The organism is Desulfovibrio sp. JC010 (assembly GCF_010470675.1).
GTDB lineage: Bacteria > Desulfobacterota > Desulfovibrionia > Desulfovibrionales > Desulfovibrionaceae > Maridesulfovibrio.
This window is the reverse complement of the sequence record NZ_VOIQ01000013.1, coordinates 16800-38224: the sequence shown is the minus strand read 5'-3', so window position 1 is coordinate 38224 and position 21425 is coordinate 16800. Positions and strand designations below refer to the sequence as shown.

The 21425-nt window shown below is 47.1% G+C and carries 22 protein-coding genes; 10 read left to right on the top strand and 12 right to left on the bottom strand.

The features are described 5' to 3' along the window. Positions 1–17 precede the first annotated feature (17 nt). Positions 18–488 carry a ribosomal protein S18-alanine N-acetyltransferase gene (rimI, locus tag FMR86_RS14980; protein WP_163352217.1) on the bottom strand — a complete coding sequence of 157 codons (471 nt, stop codon included), beginning with the start codon at positions 486–488 and terminating at the stop codon, positions 18–20. 130 nt (positions 489–618) lie between these two features. On the opposite strand from rimI, the gene FMR86_RS14975 reads away from it, so the two are divergent. Continuing rightward, a complete protein-coding gene (locus tag FMR86_RS14975) occupies positions 619–1134 on the top strand; it encodes an NUDIX domain-containing protein (RefSeq protein WP_163352216.1) in 516 nt (171 codons plus the stop codon). A gap of 90 nt (positions 1135–1224) precedes the next feature. Here the strand turns inward: FMR86_RS14975 and FMR86_RS14970 are convergent, their stop codons facing one another. Genes FMR86_RS14970 through FMR86_RS20600 form a run of 4 tightly spaced genes read right to left on the bottom strand, consistent with a single transcriptional unit; the run spans position 1225 to position 4290 of the window. Further along, on the bottom strand, positions 1225–2001 hold the full coding sequence (locus tag FMR86_RS14970; RefSeq protein WP_163352215.1) for an inositol monophosphatase family protein: 777 nt from the start codon (positions 1999–2001) through the stop codon (positions 1225–1227). Continuing rightward, positions 2002–3027, bottom strand: a complete 1026-nt coding sequence (locus tag FMR86_RS14965) for a rod shape-determining protein (RefSeq protein ID WP_163352214.1) — start codon at positions 3025–3027, stop codon at positions 2002–2004. 27 nt (positions 3028–3054) lie between these two features. Then, positions 3055–4080 (bottom strand): GAF domain-containing protein, encoded by a 1026-nt coding sequence (locus FMR86_RS14960; protein WP_163352213.1) that lies wholly within the window; start codon positions 4078–4080, stop codon positions 3055–3057. A gap of 3 nt (positions 4081–4083) precedes the next feature. Continuing rightward, entirely contained in the window at positions 4084–4290 is a 207-nt protein-coding gene (locus FMR86_RS20600) for a DUF6485 family protein (protein ID WP_239057253.1), read from the bottom strand. Between the two features lie 344 nt (positions 4291–4634). Here FMR86_RS20600 and FMR86_RS14955 point away from each other — a divergent pair, with 344 nt between their 5' ends. Together FMR86_RS14955 and gcvT are read left to right on the top strand one after the other, a co-directional pair. Continuing rightward, positions 4635–6380: a hypothetical protein gene (locus tag FMR86_RS14955; protein WP_373682488.1), complete on the top strand. Its 1746-nt coding sequence runs from the start codon at positions 4635–4637 to the stop codon at positions 6378–6380. 60 nt (positions 6381–6440) lie between these two features. After that, a complete protein-coding gene (gene gcvT, locus FMR86_RS14950) occupies positions 6441–7502 on the top strand; it encodes a glycine cleavage system aminomethyltransferase GcvT (RefSeq protein WP_163352212.1) in 1062 nt (353 codons plus the stop codon). A 77-nt stretch (positions 7503–7579) separates the two neighbouring features. Here the strand turns inward: gcvT and FMR86_RS14945 are convergent, their stop codons facing one another. Both FMR86_RS14945 and FMR86_RS14940 read right to left on the bottom strand, forming a co-directional pair. Beyond that, on the bottom strand, positions 7580–7990 hold the full coding sequence (locus FMR86_RS14945; RefSeq protein ID WP_163352211.1) for a type II toxin-antitoxin system HicB family antitoxin: 411 nt from the start codon (positions 7988–7990) through the stop codon (positions 7580–7582). Between the two features lie 12 nt (positions 7991–8002). Next, complete coding sequence (locus FMR86_RS14940; RefSeq protein WP_163352210.1) at positions 8003–8191, bottom strand: type II toxin-antitoxin system HicA family toxin; 189 nt, start codon at positions 8189–8191, stop codon at positions 8003–8005. 249 nt (positions 8192–8440) lie between these two features. Here FMR86_RS14940 and FMR86_RS14935 point away from each other — a divergent pair, with 249 nt between their 5' ends. The 6 genes from FMR86_RS14935 to FMR86_RS14910 all read left to right on the top strand — a co-directional run bounded on the left by FMR86_RS14935 (position 8441) and on the right by FMR86_RS14910 (position 15976). After that, the gene (locus FMR86_RS14935; RefSeq protein WP_163352209.1) at positions 8441–9277 is read left to right on the top strand and encodes a class I SAM-dependent methyltransferase; all 837 of its coding nucleotides are present in this window, start codon (positions 8441–8443) and stop codon (positions 9275–9277) included. A 411-nt stretch (positions 9278–9688) separates the two neighbouring features. Continuing rightward, a complete protein-coding gene (gene fdnG / locus FMR86_RS14930; RefSeq protein ID WP_163352208.1) occupies positions 9689–12748 on the top strand; it encodes a formate dehydrogenase-N subunit alpha in 3060 nt (1019 codons plus the stop codon). Next, the gene (locus FMR86_RS14925) at positions 12748–13491 is read left to right on the top strand and encodes a 4Fe-4S dicluster domain-containing protein (RefSeq protein WP_163352207.1); all 744 of its coding nucleotides are present in this window, start codon (positions 12748–12750) and stop codon (positions 13489–13491) included. Before fdnG ends, FMR86_RS14925 begins: the two co-directional genes overlap by 1 nt. A gap of 17 nt (positions 13492–13508) precedes the next feature. Beyond that, complete coding sequence (locus tag FMR86_RS14920) at positions 13509–13928, top strand: cytochrome c3 family protein (protein WP_163352206.1); 420 nt, start codon at positions 13509–13511, stop codon at positions 13926–13928. A gap of 315 nt (positions 13929–14243) precedes the next feature. After that, on the top strand, positions 14244–14984 hold the full coding sequence (locus FMR86_RS14915; protein ID WP_163352205.1) for an amino acid ABC transporter substrate-binding protein: 741 nt from the start codon (positions 14244–14246) through the stop codon (positions 14982–14984). A gap of 101 nt (positions 14985–15085) precedes the next feature. Continuing rightward, a complete protein-coding gene (locus tag FMR86_RS14910) occupies positions 15086–15976 on the top strand; it encodes an amino acid ABC transporter substrate-binding protein (protein WP_163352204.1) in 891 nt (296 codons plus the stop codon). An 8-nt stretch (positions 15977–15984) separates the two neighbouring features. Here the strand turns inward: FMR86_RS14910 and tsaA are convergent, their stop codons facing one another. Together tsaA and FMR86_RS14900 are read right to left on the bottom strand one after the other, a co-directional pair. Further along, positions 15985–16488 (bottom strand): tRNA (N6-threonylcarbamoyladenosine(37)-N6)-methyltransferase TrmO, encoded by a 504-nt coding sequence (tsaA, locus tag FMR86_RS14905; RefSeq protein WP_163352203.1) that lies wholly within the window; start codon positions 16486–16488, stop codon positions 15985–15987. 103 nt (positions 16489–16591) lie between these two features. Next, the gene (locus FMR86_RS14900) at positions 16592–17698 is read right to left on the bottom strand and encodes a M20/M25/M40 family metallo-hydrolase (RefSeq protein ID WP_163352202.1); all 1107 of its coding nucleotides are present in this window, start codon (positions 17696–17698) and stop codon (positions 16592–16594) included. A gap of 237 nt (positions 17699–17935) precedes the next feature. Between FMR86_RS14900 and FMR86_RS14895 the strand changes: the two genes are divergently transcribed. Further along, complete coding sequence (locus FMR86_RS14895; RefSeq protein ID WP_163352201.1) at positions 17936–18496, top strand: lectin-like protein; 561 nt, start codon at positions 17936–17938, stop codon at positions 18494–18496. A 78-nt stretch (positions 18497–18574) separates the two neighbouring features. Here FMR86_RS14895 and FMR86_RS14890 read toward each other — a convergent pair whose 3' ends face one another. The 3 genes from FMR86_RS14890 to FMR86_RS14880 form a co-directional block, all read right to left on the bottom strand. After that, entirely contained in the window at positions 18575–18838 is a 264-nt protein-coding gene (locus tag FMR86_RS14890; protein ID WP_163352200.1) for a HypC/HybG/HupF family hydrogenase formation chaperone, read from the bottom strand. A gap of 20 nt (positions 18839–18858) precedes the next feature. After that, positions 18859–19350 (bottom strand): HyaD/HybD family hydrogenase maturation endopeptidase, encoded by a 492-nt coding sequence (locus FMR86_RS14885; protein ID WP_163352199.1) that lies wholly within the window; start codon positions 19348–19350, stop codon positions 18859–18861. Positions 19351–19711: 361 nt separating this feature from the next. Further along, complete coding sequence (locus tag FMR86_RS14880; protein WP_163352198.1) at positions 19712–21421, bottom strand: nickel-dependent hydrogenase large subunit; 1710 nt, start codon at positions 21419–21421, stop codon at positions 19712–19714. Between the last annotated feature and the right edge of the window lie 4 nt (positions 21422–21425).

Sequence of the window (21425 nt, the reverse complement as noted above, 5' to 3'; positions counted from 1 at the left end):
TGGTTAAATCGGTTTAATTACTGACTAAAATCCAAGTCATACAGGAGGGCGTCTTCCCTTGTATCCGGATAGTAATTTTTCCTGACTCCCACCTGCTTAAAGCCGAGACTTTCATAAAGCCCGATGGCGGGAGCATTGGATTCCTTTACATCCAGAAGCCCTCTACTCACATTCATCTCCCGGCACTTGTGCATAAGCTCCAGCATAAGTGCCCTGCCAATTCCCTTTCTCCTGAACCGGGGGTGTACCCCTAAATTGAGAACTTCCATTTCATCCAACACAAGTGAATAAGCCAGATAGCCGACCAGCATCCCCTGTTCTTCATATCCGAGGACGAAGAATGCTTTTTTCTCCAGCCCCAGCCGGAACTGCTCTTCGGTCCAATGATATTCAAAACATAGAGACTCAAGTGCCCTGAGCTGACTAAGATGGTCAGAGCCGAGATCGAAAATTTTTTGAATGCCGGTGGTGACTTCCGCGCTTTTCATAAATAGGTTATCTACCTGTGTATGAGTGGAAATTGTGGGTTCACAACCAAAGTCAATGTGAACCTCTTACACGCAATTCTTACGAATTGAAAGAACTCGATGTTCAAAAACGAAAAGAAATTGTTTAAAAGTGAAAAAAAAGTTCGTTCAAATCGAGGTTGTCGACCAGAACAACCGTCCCATAACAAGCATGGATATCAATGAGGTCCACCGTCAATCGCTGCGTCATCGCTCGGTGATTATACTTGTCTATGACAGCGAAGGAAAACTTTTTCTTCAAAAAAGAAGCCCGCAGAAAAAATTATACGCAGGTCGCTGGGATATCTCCGCCGGGGGACATGTGCAAACAGGTGAATCAAGCGAAAAAGCAGCCCTGCGTGAACTTGAGACAGATCTCGGCATCCGCAGTTCCAACCTGAAGTTAATCGAGGAAATTGAAGCATCTTCCGAGTCCGGATATGAATTTGTAACTCTGTATATTCTGGAAAAACAAAATTCCATCCCGGATCTGAACAAGGAAGAAGCCGAATCCGGCTACTTCTATTCAGAAAGTGAAATGGACTGGCTGGTCCGCGAATGCCGTGAACTGCTCGTCCCGGCCCTTGTATTCCTGTATGACCGGGATTTACTTTTTAAATTTAAGTAAGAAGCCTCCGGCGGCCCTTCGGGGACCAAAGAACCCTTTTGAAAAAGGGTTCTCTGGACACTCCTAAAACTTTTATTAGGCTTCGCCGGATTAATTTTCCGGCAGAATCAATTCCCGAAGTTTTTCATGAATAGGTCCATTGGTAGCCAGAATACACGGTGAATACAAATTGAATTCATCTTCGCCGTACTCGGTCACCCTGCCTCCGGCTTCCTGCACCAGCAGCCATCCAGCCGCCATATCCCAAGGCTTGAGGGAATTTTCATAATACCCTTCATAACGACCGCAGGCGGTATAAGCGAGATCAAAAGCAGCCGCGCCCGGACGGCGCACGCCCTGTGTTTTGAGCAGCACCCGGCTCAAAGCATCAGTGATGAAATCAACATGCTCTTCAATGGCGTAAGGAAATCCGGTGGCGATAAGGGATTCTTCCAGCGAATCACAATCCGAGACATGGATCGGCTCACCATTCATGAATGCCCCGCCGCCGCGCACAGCCGTGAATACTTCATTAAGAATGGGCAGGTTAACGATGCCCAGCACCACCTGACCGTTTTCCCAGAGAGCGACGGAAGTGGCCACCATGGGCAACCCGTGGGCAAAGTTAGTGGTTCCGTCCAGAGGATCAATAATCCATGTACGGTCCACAAGCTTGGCATCGCCGGAAGTTTCTTCGGCAATAAAAGACGAACCGGGCAGGATTTCCGCAAGCTTTGCTTTAAGAAATTTTTCCACCGCCAGATCAGTCTCAGTAACGAGATCAATACGGCCTTTATGCTTGATTTTCTTAGGCTTATTGTAGGCTTCCTTGATTATTTCACCGGCTTCAAGGACTGCCGCTGCAGCTTTTTTTATAAGAAATTGCATCTAATTAATATAAACCTTCTCAAAACCCTTGTCTTTCTGGAGACTTAACCCTGTGCCACGCACTACAGTGGTCAGGGGATCATTATCAATAATGACCTTGAGGGAACTTTCGCGGTGGATGAGTTCATCCAGCCCCTTGAGTAGTGCTCCGCCACCTGCCAGCAGCAGACCATTGTTGGCGATATCGGCCACAAGTTCCGGCTGAGTGCGTTCAAGGGCCACCCGCACGGAATGGACAATAGCAGCCACAGGGTCGGCAATTGCTTCCCTGATCTGGGCATCGTTGATTTCTATGGCCTTGGGCTTGCCGTCAATGAGATTGCGACCGGAAATGGTCATGGTCAACGGTTCCGGCAATTCAATAGCTGAGCCGATCTGCATTTTTGCTTTTTCCGCAGTGTTTTCACCGACCAGCAGCTTAAATTCATCCTGCATGTAGCGCATGATGGCAAGGTTCATCTCGTCCCCTGCCACGCGTACGGACTGGCTGTGGGCCACGGAAGAAAGGGTAATAACCGCTACTTCAGTTGTACCCCCGCCGATATCCACAACCATGTTGCCTTCAGGTTCATGAATGTTCAGCCCGGCACCGATGGCTGCGGCCATGGGTTCTTCGATGAGACGGACTTCACGCGCTCCGGCCTGCTGACCGGATTCGATAACCGCCCTCTTCTCAACCTGGGTAATCCCGGTGGGTACGCAGATGATGATTTTGGGCTTGACCAGATTACGGCCTTTGATTGCTTTCTTGATGAAAAAAGCGATCATTTTCTTGGTCACTTCAAAATCAGCGATAACCCCGTCCTTCATGGGGCGTATGGCCTTGATTTTGTCCGGGGTGCGGCCAAGATACTCCTTGGCTTCTTTACCCACGGCAATAACTGATTCATCTCGGGCATCAAGGGCAACGACAGACGGTTCATTAAGGATAATGCCGTCTTTCGGGGTGTAGAGCAGCGTATTTGCCGTGCCCAGATCCATGGCAAGATCCTTGCCGAAAAAGCTCATTAATTTAGCCCATAACATATAAATAAGGCCTCATGCATGAAGCGGTTAATTGTCGTTGATCAAAACCGGATCGGTTTTGGCCGGGGTAACTTTCTGCAAGGCTGTGCGGGCTTCCGCAAGTTTGCTTTTTAGAAAGAGATTTTCAAGGAACTGATTCAGGTATTCAGATACCATAAACAGGAAATCCTTCAAGTCTTCATCAATTCGTTTCGGTTCTTCATTGGCCAGCACAAGAACTCCCCGGGTCTTGCGCTGAAATACTAGTGGCAGACAAATTACGCTCATGAAGTCAACAGTGCTGGCACTTGCCCCCAGTAAACTGGAAGCAGCCTGCCCGGCATTGTTTTCTTCAATGAACATGGGCTCGTTATTTTTATAAACCCAGCCCACAAGCCCGCTGCCTAAAGGAAAGGCCATGGTTTTGGACTCCCCTCGCTGCAAAATGGACTTATTTTCCCCCTCGACATAAAAAGAGGTCCCTCTCTGGTCTATAACAGTCAGAAAAGAATGGGAAAATCCACTTGTGCTTGCAGTCATATTCAAAAGATTATCGAGAAAGGAATTCCATTTCGGCTGCCTTTTACGCAGGTCATGCAGCAGCTTAAGGGTCATGAAATATTCATTCTTGCGACCATCAGCATCAACGGAGCGAATGCAGGAAAGCATGGAGGTGATCATTTTTCCGAACTGGGAAAGAATCTTCAAATCCTTGGTGCTGAAAGAATAGGTCCGCTTACTGTCCAGACAAATGGCACCAAGTGACTGCTCCAGCGGGGTGCCCATGAAAGCCTTGACCTTGGAGTCCTCACGGTTCTCGTAATAGCCGAGGGTGGTCGCTCCTTTGCGGTCCATATTGTTGATAAAAAGAGGCTCGTTTTTGCCGATCACAATCCCGGCAAGACTCTTTTTCTGCAAAGGGGTTCCTTTAGGGGATATGTCATCCCCAAGGCTGAAATAAGTGGATAAAGAGTATCCGTGCTGCCCGTCCGGAAGATACAGGACAACACTGTGCGCCTCAAAAACATTGCAGACAATGCTGAGGATATTTATCAGAATTTCGTTTCTAGGCATGCTCTATTTGGTCCTGCACTCGATGAAATAATCAATGCTCCGATTATACGTTTTTTCCTGCTCCGGTGTAAAGTAGCAGGCAGGAAGCTGATCTTTAGCCCGATGATACTTAATGCATTCGCAGCATGCGCCGGCCCGGGGGCATCCGCTGTAAGTACAGGGACAATCAACTTTGTTGCTCTCAATATTGGTGCAGCCATCTAAACTCATATATTTTCATCCTTAAATTCTGATCGTTAGAAAAAACAAAAATCGTATGATATAATCAAATCCGTATCATTCTTATTTGAAAGAGCTACCCCGGTCAACAGATTCAATGTTTAATACCCATCCTTTTTCCGTTGCTATTTGATGGTTTTTTTTAGAATTCCAACCGAACAACCCTTAAAACAACTCTTTTCAGCAAGAAACGACATGTTTTTTTAAAAAAAAGGCCGTTTCTACAATTTTTCTAGATAAATTCAGTTGTAATTATTCGCGGTTCAAGCTAATCATACCTTAATAAATAAAGAGGGACTCTCTTTTAATTATACAAGCACATGCAGGATATGAATATGTGGCAGGAAGCTTTTTCCAAATATACAGGGAAAACCTGTGACGCGGAAGCCGATTCATCGCATGATGTTTATGATTTAAAATCACTGGACGGATTGCGGTTGCATCTGGATCACGTCCACATCAAAAACTGCCTGCTGCGCCCCTATTTTGAACAGCGCAACCAGTATCCGCTGGTTGATTCCCGCGAACTGCTGCCCTCTTTTGAAGTCGATTTATACGAATACAAAAAGCTTCCCGGCTTCAGTATGGTCGCCCTTGAGCGTCCCCTGAATTTTTTTCAGGAAATTTTCCAGTTCGATATCCTGCACAGTCCGAGGCTGCTGGACGAAACCACCACCGAAGACGCCTGCCCTCTTTTTGAATCCATTGTAAACGCCAATATTGAAACTTTCGAGAGCAGACTGCCCAAACGTTCGCATAAAGATTTCATCAGCGAATACGGCAAAACAGATCTTTCAGCCATTGAAAATTACGGCAAGATCATTCCCTATCTGCTGGAGATTGAACGGGCCCATGTCATGGCGCAGGATAATACCGGAAAATTCTATCTTTCCGGGGTATTCGGATCTTTTCCTTCCGATCTTGATAACGAGCTGAAGCGGTTCGGCATCAGGATAGGAAAATTTAAGCCGGGCGACAACCTGCTCTACGAATACAACCGCCTTTTTGTATACACTTTTCTCATGGAGCTGCATGGATTCCCCATTGTTTCGGAACGGCGCACCTCCTCTGCCCTTTTTGCCCGCAGACTACATCGCATGGGCGAAAAGTTTATGGTCCGCGTGCTCGGCCAGTCGGATAGAACCATCACCTCCCTTTTTTCACACTCTAAGGCAAAGCACTATCCGCGTGTTGAAAAAATCGCGCTGGTGCAGGTCAGCAAAGACAATAAAGAAACCATCGCTGAACTTAAAAAAGGCGGTTTCTTTGTGGATGAAAAAAAACGGGTAGTCATCCTCAAGGTCAAGTACCGCCAGCACAAATTCAACCCGGAAAACGTCCGTGAAGACCGCGCCCTTTCAGTCTATCGGCAGGAAGTCATCCATCCCATCACCGGGGAATGTGCGTCCCACTTCAACGTAATCAAAGACGCTTCCAGCATGACCATCCTGCTGAACGATATTGTGCGCGGTGAATACACTGGCAGCATTGTTTACAAACGCAATGAGCTGATTGAAGACACCGAAACACATGAGAAAAGGCTCAAATTTCTCTTCGCATGGCTTTCCAAACACCAGCGCAGGATCATCGGTTATTCTGACGAATTTTATTCCGGGGTGGTAAAAGTGCTGGACAGCTATCTACTGGCCCCGGACAACTACGAACCGTTCAACGACCTGACCGACCTTTATCAGGAGGTCTGGTCCAAATACAGCTACATCCAGCAGGCCCGTAAATTGAAAGTCCTTGAAGACCTCAAGGAAAGGAAATTTAGAGGCAAAAACATCGGCTACCTTGAGATGCTTCAGGTGATGACCGAAATCTTAAATGAATTAAAATTTGAAATCGTCAACTACTTTGACAAGCTGGTGGAAACAGCTTTAAAGATCGGAGACCGCGTCCTCAATGACTCTTACCTGAGGCGCAAATATATTTCCTGCACGGAAGAAGAGCTCACCCAGTACGGCCAGAATGTGAAAAAATATTACGGTCGCATGGTGGTGATCCTTGATGAATTCAGGTCGATCCGCAAAAGCCGCACCCTCTATGAAGAAGGTGCTTCGGTAAGCGGATTGGTTTAAATTTAATTGTGAAAGCACTCTAGGGATTCCGGGTGCTTTCAATTTATACGGAGTAAAAAATTGACAGCACTGCGCACTACCCCCCTGACTGAGTGGCACCGTGAAAACGGCGCAAAACTTGTTCCTTTTGCCGGATTTGAAATGCCTGTCCAGTATGCCGGCATTATCGTTGAGCATAAGCAAACCCGTGAAAAGGTCGGCGTGTTCGATATCAGCCACATGGGTGAATTCAAACTCAGCGGCAAAGGAGCCAAAGACGCACTGAACAAGCTGGTTACCCAAAATCTGGATACCCTCGCTCCGGGCAAATGCCGTTACGGATTCCTGCCTAATGAAAAAGGCGGCGTGCTTGACGACCTGATCATCTACTGCCTTGCTGAAGATTCCTACATGCTGGTAGTAAACGGTTCCTGCGAAGAAGGTGATTTCAACTGGATTGATTCCGCACTTCCGGAAGGATTGAATTTCGAAAATGTTTCCTACGAGACAGCCAAGATCGACCTGCAGGGGCCTCTGGCTCTTGATGTTCTGGAATCTGTTTTCGGCCGTGATTTCAAACACCTCAAGTACTTCAACTTCGAGGAAACCGAATTTGACGGTTACAAACTGATCATCAGCCGCACCGGCTATACCGGAGAACTGGGTTACGAATTCTACCTGCCTTCCGACAAAGCCCTCTCTCTCTGGGAGAAACTGGTTGCGGACGAAAGGGTTGATCCCATCGGTCTCGGTGCCCGCGACACCCTGCGCCTTGAGTGCGGCTACCCGCTTTACGGCCAGGATCTCGATACCGAGCACAATCCCCGCGAAGGCGGATACGGCTTCCTGCTTCCCGCAGATGCTTACACCGATGTTAAAGAACTGCTTATCCCCCTGACCATCGAAGGCCGCCGTGCTGCCCGTCATGGTGATAAAGTTGAAATTGACGGTAAGGAAGTAGGTGTGGTCACCAGTGGATCATTCTCTCCCACCCTTGGTTATTCCATCGCACTTGCTTACGTTGCCGCTGATGCAGCCGAGGCGGATGCCTTTACCATTAATAATGGTAAAAAAGGACTTGAAGCCAAGAAAGGCGAGCTTCCTTTCTATAAAGAAGGTACCGCTCGTAAGAAACTGGATTAGAATTTTGAAAATTGAAAAGCGAATCCCCCGGCGCATTGGATGAGCCGGGGGATTTTCAGGTTCTAAACCAGACGGACTTAAAGCTCGCACGCTCCGGTCCCTATCTTCTTAGCTGCAAGAACCAGAAAAGCAGACCTGTCCATTCCGTATTTGTCAGCAACGGTATCAATAAATTTCAGGTCCTGTTCAGGGACACTGATGTTTACCCGAACCCGTTTGACCTTCTCAGGAATGTTAATGAGCATGAGGCTATGGAAATCCTCATCCTTTGAATATTCTTCATAAATACCCTTGAAATCAAGATTCGGGACAGGAATTTCCTCTCCGTCCTCTTTCATTCCATCTACATGGAAATCAAGGGCTTCCTTAGCCATGACTTCGGCTTCTTCCAGAGTTGATCCCGCAGAAATACATCCGGGGAAATCCGGGAAGGATACACCGTAATCAGAGGCACCTTCTTTATGGATTACTGCATAGTAACTTGCCATTTTATAACTACCTTACCGCAATTTTAAACCTGCCTGTTTCTCAATAGACTTGAGTGTTCCTACAGGAAGGTCTTTTTTGGGGTGTGGAACCGTCACTCTACCGGATTTACTTGGATGTTTAAATTGCCAATGACTGCCCACACTATTAACTTTGTGCCAGCCATCTTTTTCCAATTGTTTAATTAGTTCTTTAGATGTCATTAAAAGGACCTCTGAATAGTCTCAGATTTCTTTTTGGATGCTATTTGTGTAAACATACACACAGCAAAAACAACGGTCAAGAAATTAAAAAAGACGATTGACTTACGAGCACAATTACAATTAGAGAAACTTCACTATGTCCAGACTTTAAGCATATAAAGACCATTTCGGCTCTTGCGTTGCCCTGCCGTTTCGGCAAAAGGCAACTTTATCAAATAATATTCTACCTAAGGATATTAAGGTTTTGTTATGTTTAAAGAACTTAGGGACATAAACTCACGTCCCCTTCCTTTTGAATTCTATACTGCTTCCGACCTGTGGACCGATGAGCACATCGCCAAACAGATGCTCAAGTATCACTTGAATCCTGATATCGATGCAGCCTCCCGCAACCGCGAATTTATTGCCGATTCGTCCGAATGGATGATTAACCGTTTTGAATTGAATGACTGCAAAAAAGTCGCAGACTTTGGGTGCGGTCCCGGTCTCTACACTACTGCTTTTGCGCAGGCTGGAGCAGAGGTCACCGGAATTGATTTTTCCGCAAATTCACTTGGCTATGCCCGTGAACAAGCGGACAGTTCCGGACTTATAATTAACTACATCAAAACCAATTATCTGGAATTACAAACGGATAAACGTTTTGACCTCATTACTATGATTATGTGCGACTTTTGCGCGCTGAGCCCAGCGCAACGCATGATGCTGATCCAGAAATTCCATACCCTGCTTAAATCCGGCGGATCAATTCTTCTGGATGTGTTTTCGCTTCAGGCATTCAACGATCTAGAGGAAAAGTGCGTTTTTGAACCGAACCTGATGGACGGATTCTGGTCTGCTGATAATTATTACGGATTCATGCGCAGATTCAAGTATGAAACTGAAAAGGTGATTCTAGAAAAATATGACATCATAGAAGAAACCAAGACACGAACCATTTATAATTGGCTCCAATACTTCAGGCCCGAAGATTTGCAGGCTGAATTCAAGTTTTGCGGATTCAGCAAAATGGAATTGCTGGGCAGTGTGGCCGGAAACAAGTACCAAAGTAAAAGCAATGAATTTGCGGTCATTCTACGTAAGTAGTTGAATATATTAGCAGGGTCTGTTTTCGATCAAGAAAACGGACCCTGTTCTCAGCAAATATCAAGTAATTATGTCAGGTTAGTAACAATACCCTCTTGCCGCTCGTAGATAACAATGCTGCAAATCAACAAAAAGACATAATTTCAACATCTTATACAAAAACACTATCCATAAAGCTTTATTTCCGAAATACTACTGAATTTAATTCTGCCCATCTCTTAACACTCAATTAATACTAGAATTACATCCTTAAATTCAGTCCTTTAGCTCAAGAATGGTCAATTGTGTCAAAAGTCGCATATATAAAATTGTGCCATTCACTCCCCAAGCAACTTTTTTTTTCCATCAACCCTCTTGACCGTTAGGTTGTTATCCAGATGATTGGAACACCCTCAAATTTCAGGAGCGATGATGAACATTAATCGTAGAGATTTTGTAAAGCTGACGACCGCGGCAGCTGCGGGGATAGCCGCTGTTCCGGCGTTCGGCGGGCTTGGTAAAGCCTTTGCGAACACAGCCGAGGAACGGGCAAGGCAGCTCAGTCCCAAATGGACCAAGCAGACCACATCAGTCTGTGCATTCTGTTCCGTGGGTTGCGGCCTGCTGGTCAACACAGACATTGAGACCAAACGCGCCCTTAACGTGGAAGGCGATCCCGACCACCCCATCAATGAAGGCTCACTCTGCGCCAAGGGTGCGGCCACCATTCAGATGACCGAGAACCCCAAGCGTCCCGGAAAATTCCTGTACCGTGCGCCTTACGCCGAGGAATGGGAAGAAAAAGATTGGGATTTCTGTAAAAAACGCATCGCGAAGCTGATCAAAAAATCTCGCGATGAAAGCTTTGAAAAGAAAAATGCCAAGGGACAGGTCGTCAACCGCACCATGGGTATCGCCTCCCTCGGTTCCGCTGCACTGGATAACGAAGAATGTTATGCCATGCACGCTTTCATGAGATCTCTCGGCCTGGTCTATGTTGAGCACCAGGCGCGTATCTGACACAGCGCAACTGTTGCGGCTCTGGTAGAGTCGTTCGGACGCGGTGCGATGACCAACCACTGGAATGATCTTCAGAACAGTGATTGTATTTTAATCATGGGCAGTAATGCTGCCGAAAACCATCCCATTTCCTTTAAATGGGCCACAAAGGCGCAGCTCAAAGGCGGCAAGATTATTCATGTTGACCCGCGCTTTACCCGTACCTCCGCAAGGTCCGATGTATACATCCCCCTGCGTTCCGGTACTGATATCGCCGTGCTCGGCGGGATGATCAACTACATCATCAAGAACAAGCGTTACTTCCATAAATATATGGTGGACTACACCAACGCTTCCTTCATCGTAGGTGATAAATTCGAATTCGAAGACGGCATCTTCTCCGGTTTTGATTCCAAGACCAACTCCTACGATAAATCCAAATGGGCTTTTGAACTGGACGAAAAGGGCCTTCCCAAAAAGGATGAATCCCTTCAGGACCCCAATTGCGTATTCCAGATTCTCAAAAAGCACTTCTCCCGTTATACTCCGGAAAAAGTATCCTCCATCTCCGGTGTATCCGAGAAAGAACTGGAAGTGCTTTACGACACCTACACTGCCACCGGTAAGCCGGACAAATCCGGTACCATCATGTATGCCATGGGCTGGACCCAGCACTCTGTGGGCGTACAGAACATCCGTGCCATGGCCATCATCCAGCTCATGCTCGGTAATATCGGTGTTGCAGGCGGCGGCGTAAACGCCCTGCGCGGAGAGTGTAACGTTCAGGGTTCCACTGACTATGCCCTGCTCTACCACATTCTGCCCGGCTACCTCAAAACTCCCCTGGCAGGTCAGGACACTCTTGAAATATACAACGACACTTATACACCCAAGAGTAATGACCCCGAATCCGCAAACTGGTGGCAGCATTATCCCAAGTACTCGGCCAGCCTGATCAAGGCCATGTACTCCGATGATACCCCGGAACAGGGCTATCAGTATTTGCCCCGCCTTGATAACCACAAGGCCAGCCAGTACTCTTGGATTCCGCTCATCGACCGCATGTATCGCGACAAATTCAGCGGCGGACTTATCTGGGGTATGAACCCGGCCTGCTCCAGCTCCGATGCCATCAAGACCCGTAAGGCTCTCGGCAAACTGGACTGGATGGTCAACGTCAACCTCTTCCAATGCGAAACCAGTGATTTCTGGAAAGGCCCTGAAATCGACACCAAGAAGTGCAAAACTGAAACCTTCTTCATCCCCTGTGCATCAGCTATCGAGAAAGAAGGTTCCGTTTCCAACTCCGGTCGCTGGATGCAGTGGCGTTATAAAGGTCCCGAACCGTTCGGCGATGTTTTGACTGACGGCCACTATTTCCATGAAATCTGGGAAGAGCTTAAACACCTTTATGAAAAAGAAGGTGGCGTTTACCCCGAGCCCATCACCCATCTGAGCTTCGAAAACATGTGTGAAGAGAACGATCACGGCCACATGGAGTTCAGTGCGCGCAAAACCGCCAAGCTCTGCAACGGCTGGTTCACCCGCGATGTGGAAGTAAAAGGTAAAAAATTCAAAAAAGGTCAACAGGTTCCCAGTTTCGCTTACCTGCAGGCAGACGGTTCCACTACCTCCGGTAACTGGCTGTACTGTAACTCCGTAACCGATACTGAAAACCGCGGCATGCGCCACGACTCCACCCAGACCAAGGAACAGGCCAATATCGGACTCTTCCCCAACTGGACATGGTGCTGGCCTGTAAACCGCCGCATCCTATACAACAGAGCTTCTGTCGATGAAAAAGGACAGCCTTGGGCACCCAAGAAGGCCGTTATCAAATGGAACGGTTCCAAGTGGGTGGGCGATGTGCCTGACGGCGGATGGAAACCCGGTACCCGTCATCCGTTCATCATGCGTAAGCACGGTTACGGACAGCTCTTCGGTCCCGGCCGCGCTGACGGTCCCCTGCCGGAATACTACGAACCGCTGGAATGCCCGGTTGATAAGCATCCCTTCTCCAGGACCCTGCACAACCCCACGGCGGTTCAGGTCGAAGGTGAAGAAAAGGCAGTCTGCGATCCGCGTTACCCGTTCGTCGGTACCACCTACCGTATCACTGAACATTGGCAGACCGGCTCCATGACCCGCTGGCAGGACTGGCTGGTTGAGGCCGAACCGCAGATGTTCGTGGAAATCAGCCCCGAGCTGGCCAAGCTGCGCGGCATTGAAAACGGCGAAAAAGTCACCATCGAAAGTGTGCGTGGTTCACTCTGGGCAATTGCTATGGTTACCGAACGCATCCAGCCTTACAACATCAACGGAACCGACGTTCACATGGTCGGTATGCCCTGGCATTACGGCTGGGTAACCCCCATAAACGGCGGTGATTCCGCAAACATCGTAACCCCCAACGTGGGTGACCCGAACACCGGTATTCCTGAATACAAGGCCTTCATGGTCAACATCCGCAAGTGGAAGGAGGGTGACAAATAATGTCCGGTAAAAGCTTCTTTGTAGACCTCTCCTTGTGTACCGCCTGCCGTGGTTGTCAGGTTGCCTGTAAACAATGGAAAAAGCTGCCTGCGGAACAGACCCGCAACGTGGGTTCACATCAGAACCCGCAGGACCTTTCTTCCAAAACCATTCGTCTGGTGCGCTTCAGCGAAGCCCGCGACGAAGACGGCAAATTCCGCTGGCTGTTCTTCCCGGAACAGTGCCGCCACTGCATAGAGCCGCCCTGTAAGTACATCGCAAATATGTACAAGCCCGGTTCTGTAGTACAGGACGAAAAGACCGGGGCAGTAATCATGACCGACAAGGCCGTGCTGCCCAAAGGTAAGGTGGAAGGCTGGGAAATGTGTCCTTACAACGTTCCCCGTCAGGACCCGAAAACAGGTCTCTTCTCCAAGTGCGATATGTGCATTGACCGCGTGGAAATGGGCATGCAGCCTGCCTGCGTACAGAGCTGCCCCACCGGCACCATGAACTTCGGTGACCGTGCGGATATGCTCAAGCTGGCCGAGGAAAGACTTGCGGTAGTAAAAAAGACCAACCCCAACGCCTACCTCGCCGATCCCGAGGATGTGCGCGTGATCTACCTTTGCGAAACCAAGCCGGAAAGCTATCACGAAACTCTCGTGGCTTCCGCTGACCAGCGCAAAACCATCATGGCCGGGGTAAGTCCTTCTAAAACGTCAAGACGCGGCTTCCTCACCGCTCTTAAAAATAAAGCCTAGCAGGCAGGAGAAATAAGATGAAAAAATTATTGATCGCATGCCTGTGTCTGATGGGCATTGTATTCGTTGCCATCGGCGCGGGCGCACAGGAAGACTTCACCGCCCCGGATGATGATCTGGTCATCAACTTCATCAAGGGCAAAAGTGATAAAGACCATGGTGTTGTCTTCAACCATTCGAGCCACGAAAACTATGAATGCGCAGACTGCCACCACAAAATGAAAAAGACAGGCGAACCGACCAGCTGTGCTGATTGTCATACCAACTTCGCTCCGGTTCCGGAGAAGGGCTACAAGTCCTACTTCAAGGCCATGCACTACAAGCGTAAAGACCTTAAACGCGCTTCCTGCCTAGGCTGCCACGTGAAGGAATTCGGTAATGACAAGGAATTGACCGGCTGCGTTAACTCCGCCTGCCATCCTGAGGGAATCAGATAACAGTCTAAAAATTCATCCTCCTCCAATTAAAGACCCTGCTTCGGCAGGGTCTTTTTGTTGCTGGCATGTCTGACTATGAATCAAGTTGTTGAAATTTTACTATGAAAAAAAAGGAATTAATTATATTTATTGAATAGTATTCTTTAAGATAGAGGGAGAGTTATGCGGTTCTCATTTTTTCGGATTCTAATTATTTTACTGGCTTTCACTACAGTACTGCTTAATTACCAAAACGCTTTTGCTGTCGAGGAAATAGTAATCCCCTACATCTAACCGTATGATAACAGAAGTCATTATAATATTGATGTTTTGAAATTGGGACTTGATAAAACAATTCCGGAGTATGGTGAATACAAATTAGTACACTATCATATCCCATCAGAACAGCTTCGCTCTCTCCGCCTGATAAAGCATAACAAAGGAATGGATGTCGGCTGGGCTGAAACCACAATTCAACGAGAAGAAGAATTTCAACCTATTCGTATTCCCATCCAGAAAGGACTTATATCACACAGGATTTTTATTATTAAACCTGAGAATCAGGCTGCCTTCAACAAAGTTAAATCCATTGATGATTTAAAAAAATACCGTGCTGGACAAGGTTACGACTGGCCGGATACGGAAATTCTCAAACTTAATGAACTTCCCACAACCACATGTCCGCAATACCGACTCTGCTTTATCATGCTCAATCAGGATCGTTTTGAATATTTTCCGCGCGGAGTTGTTGAACCATGGGATGAAATACGGCAACACCCGGAAATGGATCTGACCGTCGAAAAGAAATTAATGCTGCGATACCCTTCACCGCTTTATTTCTTTGTAAGTAAGAATAACACAAAGCTGGCCGAACGTATTGAGAAGGGATTGATGATGGCCATTGAAGACGGATCTTTCGATGAACTCTTTTACAACCATCCCCAAATCCGTCCCGCTTTAAAAAAAGCCAAGCTTAAACAACGCATAATCATCGATCTTAATAACCCGATCATGCCCCCGAAAACTCCATTAAATGACCAAAGGCTCTGGATCGATATTGACAAAATCCCGGATTAGTCAAAGTGCAGAGATCGATTTTTAAAGACTTATAATTCAAAATAGAATGAAGTCAGGATATCAAGCACCTGAAGACTGTTAACTATTTCTTTGAAGGTGCCATGTTTATTTATATATTTCGAACCATTATATTTGGGATTTGTTTTGTCTGCCTTGTTGGTACGGCTGAAAGAGCATGTGCAGTAGAAACAATAACCATCCCCTTCACTCCGCCCAATGACCATAGAAGTGATTACAATCTTGACCTGCTAAAGCTGGCTTTGGATAAATCCGTTCCGAAATACGGTGATTATAAATTAAAAATATACGACCTACCCACTGAACAATTAAGAGCCCTGCGGTTGATGAAAGACGGCAGAGGCATTGATTTGACTTGGTCCATGACCTCAAAAGAACGGGAAAAAGAATTTCTGCCTATCCGCATTCCCATGCAGAAAGGTCTGTTGGCCCACAGGATATTCCTTATAAAACCTAAGGATCAGCACGCGTTCAACAAAGTAAAAAACGTTGAAGATCTTAAAAAATTTCGGGCCGGGCAAGGATACGATTGGCCGGACACTGAAATTTTACAAAAAAACGGACTTCCGACTACAACCTGTTCCCGCTATCAGTTTTGCTTCATTATGCTGAATGAGAAGAGATTTGACTATTTTCCGCGTGGTGTGTGTGAACCCTGGGGTGAAATAAAAGAACATCTGGATATGGATCTTACGGTTGAGAAAACAATTCTGCTCCGCTATCCGTCACCGCTTTATTTTTTCGTAAGTCGCGATAATCCAGCACTTGCCAAGCGCGTAGAATATGGTCTGCGATTGGCACTGAAAGACGGATCATTCGACAAATTATTCTACAATCACCCAATGATGAAAGAAGCTTTTGAAAAAGCGAAACTGTCTCAGCGAAAGATTATTGACATTGAAAATCCTAACCTTCCGCCTGAAACACCGATTGATGACAAATCACTCTGGATTAATCTTAATAAGGTCCCATAAATTAAAACTTACTCATTCTTGAATCTTTCATCGGAGCGAATGGTTTCGGACTTTTCCGCATTGCTCTCCAGCCAGCCGAAGCGATCTGCCGGCACAGCATCAAATTTCTTTACGTAAGGTTTGATGTCGATAAGCGGAGTTCCGTCCAGCACATCAACACCCTTGATATGCAGAATATTGCCCTCAATCCTGAGCAACTCCACAGTGGACATGCCGATCATGTTCGGCCTGCGCGGCGCACGGGTGGAAAAAAGTCCCCGCTCCACAGTATCCATGAACGGTTTAACCTTCAGCTTGTAGCCGTCATTTTCATGAAAATGATACAAAAGGATTATGTGTGAAAAGCCTTCAAGGTCCTGTAATCCTTCTTCAAGGGCACCGTGCAGTTCAACTGTTCCCGTAAAATCTTTTGCCCCGGAAGGCTGAATAGGCATCCCCTCAAGGGTTTTATGGGGCGAGCGGATATATCCGATGGGATGAAAAATAATGGCATCTTTCTCAGGTAAAGGCATTGGAACCTCCGTATTAATTCGCCGGACACGCTGGAGTCAAAATCCAGCGCTCAGAATCTGCCCGGAAAAACCGCAGTCAATCCGGGCAGAACTTCAGGCTTATCTAACTTTTCATAATCTCTGCCACCAGTTCTGAACAACTGGTCAGGCTTTCGATGGTAATAAATTCTTCTGTTGTGTGCACTTTGCTCATGCCGATTCCAAGAGCCAGGGCATTATACCCTTTTCCATAAAGGATATTGGCATCACTTCCACCGCCGGTCGGTCCCCTGCGCGGTGTAATTCCTATGTTTTTGCAGGCATGCTCCACTTTTGCCAGCACCGCACTGTCATCAGCAACATGCAATGCGGGGTATGAAATTTCATATTCAAATTTATACTCGCCGCCGATTTTCTGCACAGCATCAGCACAGCACGTTTCCATGTGCTTAAGCTGCTTGTCGAGCGAATCATCATACAGCGAACGGGCTTCGGCAGTCAAAATTGCGGAGTCGGTTACAATATTGGTAACGGATCCGCCTTCTATGCGTCCGAGGTTGGCAGTGGTGCTTTCGTCAATGCGCAGCAGATTCATTTTGGATACAGCTTCAGCGGCTATCTGAATGGCACTGATGCCCTCTTCCGGGGCGATTCCGGCATGTGCGGATTTACCGGTAAAGGTCATGGTAATCCCGGCTTTGGCGGGTGCACCGGTGACTACAGTTCCAACAGCTCCCCCGGAATCAAGCACGATGATATCCTTGGCAGGCAGCAGGTCGGTATCCATATTTTTAGCACCGTGCATGCCTGATTCTTCGCAGATGGAAAAAATAAAATAGATATCCGGGTGGGCAATGGATTCGTCTTCCAGATGGTTCAGTGCTTCTATGGCAATGGCAATTCCGGCCTTGTCATCACCGCCCAGAACTGTATCCCCGGCACTGCGCACCAGATCTCCTTCAATGACAGGTTCCACTCCGAGGCAGGGCTGCACACAATCCATATGAGCAGAAAAGGCAATGGGGTCACCTTCGCCCGTAGCCGGAATATGGACTATCAGATTTCCGGTATTACCGCCGCTGAGTTCGCCCGCCTTATCTTCACGGACAACATAACCTCTTTTTTCCATTTTTTCACGTAGATAAACAGCAACTTCCTTCTCCTGAAGGGAAGGACTGTCAATACGCACAAGATTGAAAAAAAGGTCAAGAATTCGCTCTTTATTTATCATAATATCTCCAAAAGACTTACTTAAATTTCGTTTCGCATAATTATCACTGAAACACACCCTTGAACAGGGATATTTTTTGTAAAATCACATACACTTTAACACGTTAACTTTTATAGCATCACAGAACGCATCAGCATTAAAACCAACATTTTTTCAATGCAATACTTGTCAAATAGATTATTTATACATACTATCAAGGAGTGAAACTGTATTCAGAGAGCCTTGTGGAGGTTTAATATGAAATATTTTTATGTACTATCAGCTTCAATCCTAGTTATTGCATTGACCAGTCAATCAATCTATGCGTCAACGTTTAGTTTTGGAGGATCTGAATACACTATTGTGCAATCAACTGGAATAAATTGGAATGATGCAAGAACTGCTGCAGAAGCAGCAGGAGGACATCTGGTCACTATTACTTCCGCTGCTGAAAATAATTTTCTAAAAAACACGGTATTTCAAGGGTTAGACAAAGCATACTGGCTGGGTGCATACCAGACAGGAGATGAAAACAGACAAGATCCATATTCGAATTGGCATTGGGTCACCGGAGAAGAATGGAATTTTACCGACTGGTACAGTGCCGAACCCAACAATATGAAAATCGATGAAATGCACCTGAGTGCGGATCAGCGGTTTGACTTTCAGTGGAATGATGAAGGTTCCGCTGTTTCACAGATGATCAGCGGCTACGTGATTGAAAAACCTACCGCCCCTACCCCGCTCCCCGGGGCTGTCTGGCTGCTCGGTGCATCCCTTGTTGCCCTCTTCGGGATTAAAAAGAAATTCGCAAAATAAATTTACTCTATTCAGAATCAAAAAAATCCCGGCAGCCTATCAGGTTACCGGGATTTTTTAGTGAAACAGTCTAAGAACTTAAGCGTTGCACGCGTTATGTTTCGCGGCCTCAGCTTCAGTAAGCTCAACCATATCACGTAAAATTTTCAGGGTTTCTTCCGCTTCCTTCGGATCAAGCTTACGCAGAGCAAACCCGGCGTGAACGATGAGATAGTCATCGATTTCAACTTCATCGGGCAAGAGCATGAGTGACGCATCAAGATAGGTCTCGCCCTCGCCCACTTTACATTTGGCAACTTGATCTTCAATGGACTTAATCTGAACAGGAATAGCTAAACACATGAAAACACCCCTTCTCGGCACTAGGCCATCTTTTCATAACTTCCGCCCGCAGCGGAAACTTCCTCAAGCACCTTTTCCATCATGAATGGAAGACGTGCCAGCGTAACATCAGAAACTTCATCATGCATGGTTTCATAATCCTTCGGCTCCACGCCGATAACCACACACTCAGGACGCTGGTCGCACAATTCACATAGGACCATTGTGTCAAGCAGGTCTGTCTGATGAATAGAATCTCTGAATCCAAGACTCTTACGCAAATCGTCTCCTGTCAAGCGATAAACCGAACCGGGCTCGTCTCCCCCCAGCACAGCATCAACAACAATAAGGAAATCACATTCCATCATGGGCCCCATAAGCTTGGTGCCCAGCGTGCCGCCGTCCATGAGTTCCACATTGTCGGAAAAGGAATACTGGTCCATCAGTTCATTTACCACTTTTACGCCGATGCCTTCATCAGTAAAAAGTATGTTTCCAACACCCAGAACTAAAATCTTTTTGTCTTCTGTCATTCAGATGCCTCCGGCGGGCCTACCGGCGGTCTCTCCGAGGGCCAAAGAAACTTTTGCAAAAATTTCTTTGGACTCTTCAAAACCCTTCAATAGGCTGCGCTACGGGTTCTTCAAAATTTATTATAGTCCATTTTCTATTCCATCCCTATGAATCTGTGTAGCTCAACTTGGAATAGAAATTCAATAAAAAAATCAAAATATTATAACCAAAAATGAGGTGTAAAAAAGTCTCCGGCGAAGCCTAATAAAAGATTTTGGGATTCTTAAACCCTTTTGCAAAAGGGTTTAAGCCGCCGGAGGCATTAAAAAACGGGAACCCGCAGCGCGGGCTCCCGTAATATTTCCTTGAAGCTTGAACCAACTAGAGGATCTTGAATTTGTGAACTTCGTTGGTTGCAGCATCGATGACGTGTACACCGCAGGCGATACAGGGGTCATAGGAATGAACAGTACGCAGAATCTCAACAGGACGCTTGGCGTCTGCGATGGGAGTACCCATGAGGGCTTCTTCAACTGCGGACATTTTGTTCTGGTTACAACGGGGACCGAGGTTCCAGGTGGAAGGTACAACCAGCTGGAAATTCTCAATTTTGCCGCCCTTGATCTTAATCCAGTGAGACAGGCCGCCACGGGGAGCGCCGACAAATCCGACACCTTCCGCTTCATCAGGCATTTCCCACTCAACCGCGAGATCGGTATTGCCGGAAGCAACGTTATCTTCGAGGTTGTTAACCCATTCAGTCATCTTATTACCGGCAACAACGGTTTCAATACCGCGAGCAGCAGTTCTACCCAGAGTGGAGAACAGTGCTTCGGGCCCTACACCGAGAGTGGAGAGGACATGGTTAACAACAGGAACAACGTCCTTGTTACCGCGGGCATAGGAGACCAGCATCTGTGCCAGCGGACCGACTTCCATGGATTCGCCTTTGTAGCGGGGAGCCTTCATCCAGGAATAACGGTCACGGTCTTCATAATTGGTGTACTTAGGATCAGTTTCACCTTCGTACGGATGCAGTGAAGAATCACCATCATACCAGCTGTGGCTGATGTCTTCCTTGATGGAATCGGGGTTGAAGTCCATGACGTTGCTCAGGTCGCGGTTCATGATCACGCCCTGCTCAAGGAAGCGGCTGTTGATATCTGCTTCCACATCCGGGAATTCACCGAAGGTCAGGAAGTTGGTGGTACCGCCGATTCCGGCCCAGTCTTTATAGTACCCTGCAACCATCAGCAGGTCGGGAATGTAGCATTCGTTAACAAATGCCATGGTTTCGTTGTAAAGGTCCTTGAATTCCTGAATACGTTTTTTGGACAGGGATTCGTAGCAGGTCACGCCACCTACGATGGTGAACTGGGTGTGCGGGTTCTTTGCGCCGAAAACAGCCATTGCGCGGGCTGCTTTAACCTGAAGATGCAGACCTTCAAGGTAGTGGGCAGTAGCAATGAGGTTTTCTTCAGGACGCAGGTAGTATGCATCGTGACCGCCGAGGAAGTAAGCGTTGGTGAAGATACCGAGCTGGCCGGAATCAACAAACTTTTTCAGCTTTTCCTGAACAGCTTTCAGATCTTCGGGCTTGGTAACGCGGGAAGACTGGCTGTTGGCGATTTTAGCAGCTTTAACAGGATCTGCCTGCAGTGCACTTACAACATCAACCCAGTCAAGGGCATGCAGATGATAGAAGTGAACGATATGGTCATGCAGATACTGTGCGCCCAGCACGAGATTACGAATTAGACGTGCATTTTCGGGCATTTTTTTATCAACACCGACTGCGTTATCAACACAGCGGGTGGAAGCCAGTGCGTGGGTATAAGTACAAACACCGCAGGAACGCTGGGTGAAGTGCTGTGCATCGCGGGGATCACGGCCTTTCAGGATAATTTCCAGACCGCGGAAGAGCTGGGAGCTACTCCACACATTACTTACTTTACCGTTTTCGACCTCTACTTCAATCTTGAGGTGTCCCTCAATTCTGGTAAGCGGGTCAACAATCACCGGACCAGTGTAGTTTTTATCAAAAGGGGTCGCCATTACAGCGGGGCCCGATTTAGCCTTGCAACCAGACATATAC